This window comes from Desulfobacter sp. UBA2225 (genome assembly GCF_002348205.1).
GTDB lineage: Bacteria > Desulfobacterota > Desulfobacteria > Desulfobacterales > Desulfobacteraceae > Desulfobacter > Desulfobacter postgatei.
Genome location: NZ_DDYV01000093.1, coordinates 1 through 5,138, shown reverse-complemented (window position 1 = coordinate 5,138; position 5,138 = coordinate 1). Strand labels below are relative to the sequence as shown.

At 52.6% G+C, this 5,138-nt stretch carries 3 protein-coding genes and 1 pseudogene; 3 read left to right on the top strand and 1 reads right to left on the bottom strand.

Translation table 11 applies throughout. The features are described 5' to 3' along the window. A pseudogene (locus B3D59_RS04985) lies at positions 1–484 on the bottom strand (radical SAM protein); the annotation flags it as partial. Positions 485–706: 222 nt separating this feature from the next. On the opposite strand from B3D59_RS04985, the gene B3D59_RS04980 reads away from it, so the two are divergent. From B3D59_RS04980 to B3D59_RS04970, 3 genes are all read left to right on the top strand, one after another. After that, positions 707–2,248 carry a leucyl aminopeptidase gene (locus tag B3D59_RS04980; protein ID WP_286818144.1) on the top strand — a complete coding sequence of 514 codons (1,542 nt, stop codon included), beginning with the start codon at positions 707–709 and terminating at the stop codon, positions 2,246–2,248. Positions 2,249–2,262: 14 nt separating this feature from the next. After that, entirely contained in the window at positions 2,263–3,294 is a 1,032-nt protein-coding gene (gene mutY, locus B3D59_RS04975) for an A/G-specific adenine glycosylase (protein WP_286818143.1), read from the top strand. Positions 3,295–3,448: 154 nt separating this feature from the next. Continuing rightward, positions 3,449–5,138 (top strand): SNF2-related protein (locus tag B3D59_RS04970; protein WP_286818142.1); only part of this gene is annotated, 1,690 nt, incomplete at its 3' end.

The following is a 5,138-nucleotide window of genomic DNA, read 5'->3' as shown; positions in this document are numbered from 1 at the left end:
ACCGCTGGGCAAGGGTCCTGGCCCTTGCATAGGTGGTGATTCTTTCAATGGACGGAAAGGTTTCCTTAAGATAGATCAGTGCCGCAATCAGGTCCTGGGGCGGCATGATCAAGGAGTTGCCGTCCTGTACAAATGCGGTCTTTCCGCCCACCGCCATCCACTGGATCAGCATATCCGCACCCGGATGGTGGTTTAAGCCAGGGGCTTTGTCAAGCAATGCCAGAATAGCCTCCCGGGTGACCTGGCCGCCGTGCCCCAGGGCTTTTGATTCAGCCTGGAGATCGACAACAAGTTGTGCCATGGCATTGATGTCGGCTTTAATTTCCTCCAGGGGTCTGAGGTTAAATTTTTTTCCCTTATACATCGTACAGAAGGTGCAGTGGTTCCAGGGACAGTTGCGGGTAAAGCGGACCAGCAGGGAAGCGCTGCCCCCTTCACTGGGCGGGCGGTATACGCCGGTTTCAAACGGGTAGTCTCGGCTCATCATTACATCCTGTAATTTTGATTGTCAATTATTATAAAATGCTGATCATATTCCGGAAGTCAACCCATTGCAAAGAATTGCCGGGCAATCATTGATCCAACCTGCCTGCAGTTCAATATCAATTTTGAATAGCGCATGCGGAATATAATTTTTTTACCTGGCCCGGATTTTATGTTAAATTTCAATGGATTTTGAATTTTTAAAAAAAACGGAGATGTCCCCATGAAAAAAGACTGTATCACCACCACCACCAAAGCTGCCGAAACAATTAAAACCGATCTTCTGGTTTATTTTGCCGTGGAGGCAAAGGGCAAAATGCCTGCATGCGACGCCGCTGTGCAGCCCCAGGTTAAAAATGCGTTTGAGTTGAAGGATTTTTCCGGCAAGGGTGGAGAACAGATATTGTTTTACCCCCCGGCCCGGTCAAAAATGTCTGCCGTCCGGGTTCTGGTGTTAGGTACAGGCCCTGTGAATAAGGAAAAGGAGACAGGGGCTGCCCTGGACATGCTGCGGGAAGCCGGGGGAGAGGTTGCCAAGGTGTGTGCATCGGTGAAGGCTAAGGATGTGGCTGTCTGTCTGCCGACTCCAAAGCATCTCTCTCCGGCCATAGGTGATCCGGAACTCTCTGCGGGTGCCCTGGCCGAAGGCATCATCCTTGGAGATTACCGGTTTGAAAAATATAAGGAAAGCACCAAAAAGAAAACCGATTACCCCGGCCTTGGTGCCATAAAATTTGTATGCAAAGAGGATCTTGATATCGTACGCCAGGGTATTGAAAAGGCAAAAAATTCAGCCTTTGCCGCCTGTACGGCACGGGATATGGCCAATGAGCCCGGCAATCACTGGACCTCTGCCGATTTTGCGGCATATGCCAAACAGCTTGCCGCAGAGACGGGACTGGGTTACCGGTGTCTGGAAAAAAAGGAGATGGAGCAGATGGGCATGGGGGGGATTCTTGCCGTCAACCAGGGCTCCTATGTACCGGCACGCATGGTGGTCCTTGAATATCTGCCGGAAAACAGAACGGAAACCATTCTCCTTGTGGGCAAGGGACTGACCTTTGATTCCGGGGGCATCAGCATCAAGCCGTCTGAGGGTATGCAGGAGATGAAATACGATATGTGCGGCGGTGCGGCGGTGATGTGCGCCATGCAGGCCGTGGCCCTCGAGAAGCCGGGTGTGGGGGTTGTGGCTATCGTTCCTGCCACGGATAATATGTCCGGGTCCAGGGCCATTCACCCCGGAGACATTATCACCCACTACAACGGGGTAACCAGTGAGGTGATCAACACCGATGCCGAAGGCCGCCTTATCCTGGCCGACGCCCTGGCCTGGGGCATTGAAACGTTCAAACCCACCTGTGTACTTGACGCAGCGACCCTGACGGGCGCGGTCATCATCGGCCTTGGCCATCATTATACCGGGCTTGTGTCCAACAATGACGCCCTGGTTAAAGCGGTTGAGGCGGCCGGGAATTTGGCCGGAGAACCGGTCTGGCGCCTGCCCTTGAATAAAAATTATGAAAAACAGATTGAATCCAAGGTGGCGGACATTAAAAACACCGGGGGGAAACCGGCCGGCACCATAACCGCGGCCGCGTATCTGTCAAATTTTGTGGGCAAAACCCCCTGGGCGCATCTGGACATTGCAGGCACGGCATGGGATTTTACTAAAAAGGCGTATATTCCCAAAGGGCCTTCGGGAACCGCCACCAGAACATTTATTAACTTGGTGCGAAACTGGAAAACAGGCAAAGTAAAATAGTTCAAACCGCCTTAATGGCCTGGTACCGGGCCAATTGCCGGCAGCTTCCCTGGCGCGGGGATATCCCCGTGTACCGGGTATGGGTCTCCGAGGTGATGCTTCAGCAGACCCAGGTTAAAACCGTGATCCCCTATTATCAGAAGTTCATGGCAACCTGGCCTGATCTTAAAGACCTTGCCGCCGCAGACCTTGAAACCGTGCTTAAGGCCTGGGAGGGCCTTGGGTATTATGCCAGAGCCAGAAATCTTCACAAGGCTGCCGGTATTGTGGTCCGTGATATGGGTGGCATTATTCCGGATGATTATAAGGGGTTTAAAAATCTTCCGGGTGTGGGGGATTATATTGCTTCGGCTGTGCTCTCCATTGCCGGGGCAAAGCCCCATGCCGTGGTGGACGGAAATGTCAAGCGGGTCCTGGCAAGGCTTTTGTGCGTTGACACGCCTGTAAATCACAGCGCTGCCCATAACGCATACAAGGCCATTGCCGCAAGTTTGTTGTATGAAAAAGATCCCGGCACATACAACCAGGCGATCATGGAGCTTGGCGCCCTGGTCTGTACCCCTAGACGTCCGGATTGCCACGCATGCCCCCTGGTCCGGGAATGTTGCGCCTGCGAACAGCAGGCAACAGCTCTTTTCCCCAGGCGCACGGAGAAAAAAAAGGTGCCCACGGTTCATATTGCCGCCGGCATTGTCAGGAAAAACGGAAAAGTCCTGATCACCCGAAGAAAACTGGACGGGCTTTTGGGCGGTTTGTGGGAATTTCCCGGCGGCAAGGTGGAACCCAAAGAGTCCCCTGAACAGGCGTGCATCCGTGAGATCCGGGAAGAAACCGGTATTGAGACCGGTAATCTGCAATTTTTAACCCGGGTTTTTCATGCATACACCCATTTTAAAATAGAAATGGATGTATTCTTCTGCGATTATCTCTCGGGCCGGGTGACTCTCAATGGTCCCATTGACCATAAATGGGTCCGTGTAGACGAGCTTCACCGGTTTCCTTTCCCCCGGGCCAATCTTAAATTCATGGAATTGATCTGCGTTTGAGCGGGATTACCTGCGTGAAATATTCATCCGCATGCTGCTGCATCCGGGCGAAAGCGTTTGACAATCGCCCCCTGCCTAAATATAAGAAAGACGAAGTCGACGGGTGCGTAAAAGCTGGCGGCGCGGCTGATCGCAATAAAAAGGATTCGGAGGAATGATTACGGACTACCATGCAATCTACTACGCGCATGAATTGAGCCGGGTCGGCGGCACCGGTGTCGACCGCCTTGGCCGTGCGCTATTTGATGCATGTGTAGACCTGAATCCTCACCAGATTGAAGCTGCCCTTTTCGCATTACGCTCACCCCTTTCAAAGGGTGTGCTGCTCGCCGACGAGGTCGGCCTTGGCAAGACTATCGAGGCAGGTCTTGTACTATGTCAATACTGGGCAGAATGCAGGCGAAACATTCTGGTCATCAGTCCTGCCTCGCTTCGGAAGCAGTGGGCGCTGGAGCTCTCCGAGAAATTCAACCTGCCATCCATCGTTCTGGATGCAAAAACCTATAAAGACCAGCAAAAGCTTGATGTTCCGAACCCGTTCAGGGACAAGCAAATCATCATTTGCTCCATGCACTTTGCCGCCGGCCGGGCGGAAGAACTCAAAGAGATTGCCTGGGATCTTGTGGTTATTGATGAAGCCCACAAGCTCCGTAATGCCTACCGGGAAAGCAATCGGCTGGGCCAGCGTATCCGATGGGCAACAGAAGATCGCAAAAAGCTGCTTCTGACGGCGACCCCGCTGCAAAACGCCCTGCTCGAACTCTATGGCCTTTCGACACTGATTGATGACCGGCTGTTTGGTGACCTGGCATCTTTCAGAACGCAATACATCAACTATGGCGGAGATACATCCGGCCTGAGAGATCGTCTGCGCACTTTCTGCTGGCGCTCCTTGCGAAGTCAGGTCATCGAATTTGTGCGGTATACTGAGCGTCGGCTTATTACTCGCCCCTTTAAGCCGACCGAACAGGAGCACAGACTCTACGAGGCTGTTTCCACCTATCTGAAGCGGGATGAAACATACGCGCTTCCTTCCGGGCAGAAGCATTTGCTTATCCTGATAGTCCGCAAAGTGTTAGCGTCTTCGCCACACGCAGTCGCTGGAACACTCGAAATCATGCGGGATCGCCTCTTGAAACTTAAAGAAGACGTCCTACAAGATGCAACCGCTCTTGAGTTGCTGATTTCTGGTGAGGATATTGATGACGATCTGCTCGATGAAATTCTCCTCGAGGACGAAGAAGATGGTCTCATCAATGACGAATCCCCAACACCTGAGATAGAACCGGAACCGACTAAAAAGATTGATCTGGAAAAGCTCAATGCTGAAATTGAAGAGCTGACCGACTACATTCGCTGGGCCAGAAGTCTTGGCATCGACACAAAAACCAGAGCGCTCCTGAAGGCCCTGGAAATTGGCTTCAGCGTCATGGAAGAGATGGGCGCAGCCAAAAAAGTGGTCGTCTTTACCGAATCACGGCGAACTCAGAACTGGCTCAAAGACTTCCTTGAGGGCAATGGCTATGCCGGTCAGGTGCTGACGTTCAATGGCACCAACAAGGATGATGCCTCCGGTCAGATTTATAGAGAGTGGTGTGCCGCCAACAAGGCGTCACGCGGTACCGGCTCTCGTCAAGTGGACCTCAGAGCGGCAATCATTGATCGTTTCCTGACTCAAGCAAGTGTCTTGATCGCGACAGAGGCCGGTGCCGAGGGTCTGAACCTTCAGTTCTGCTCGGCCATCGTCAATTTTGATCTGCCCTGGAATCCTCAGCGCATCGAACAGCGGATAGGCCGTTGCCATCGTTATGGCCAAAAACACGACGTGGTGGTCATCAATTTCC

Coding starts and splice junctions, on each gene's coding strand:
- mutY (WP_286818143.1), top strand. CDS start 2,263: ATGGCCTGGTACCGGGCCAATTGCCGGCAGCTTCCCTGGCGCGGGGAT.
- B3D59_RS04980 (WP_286818144.1), top strand. CDS start 707: ATGAAAAAAGACTGTATCACCACCACCACCAAAGCTGCCGAAACAATT.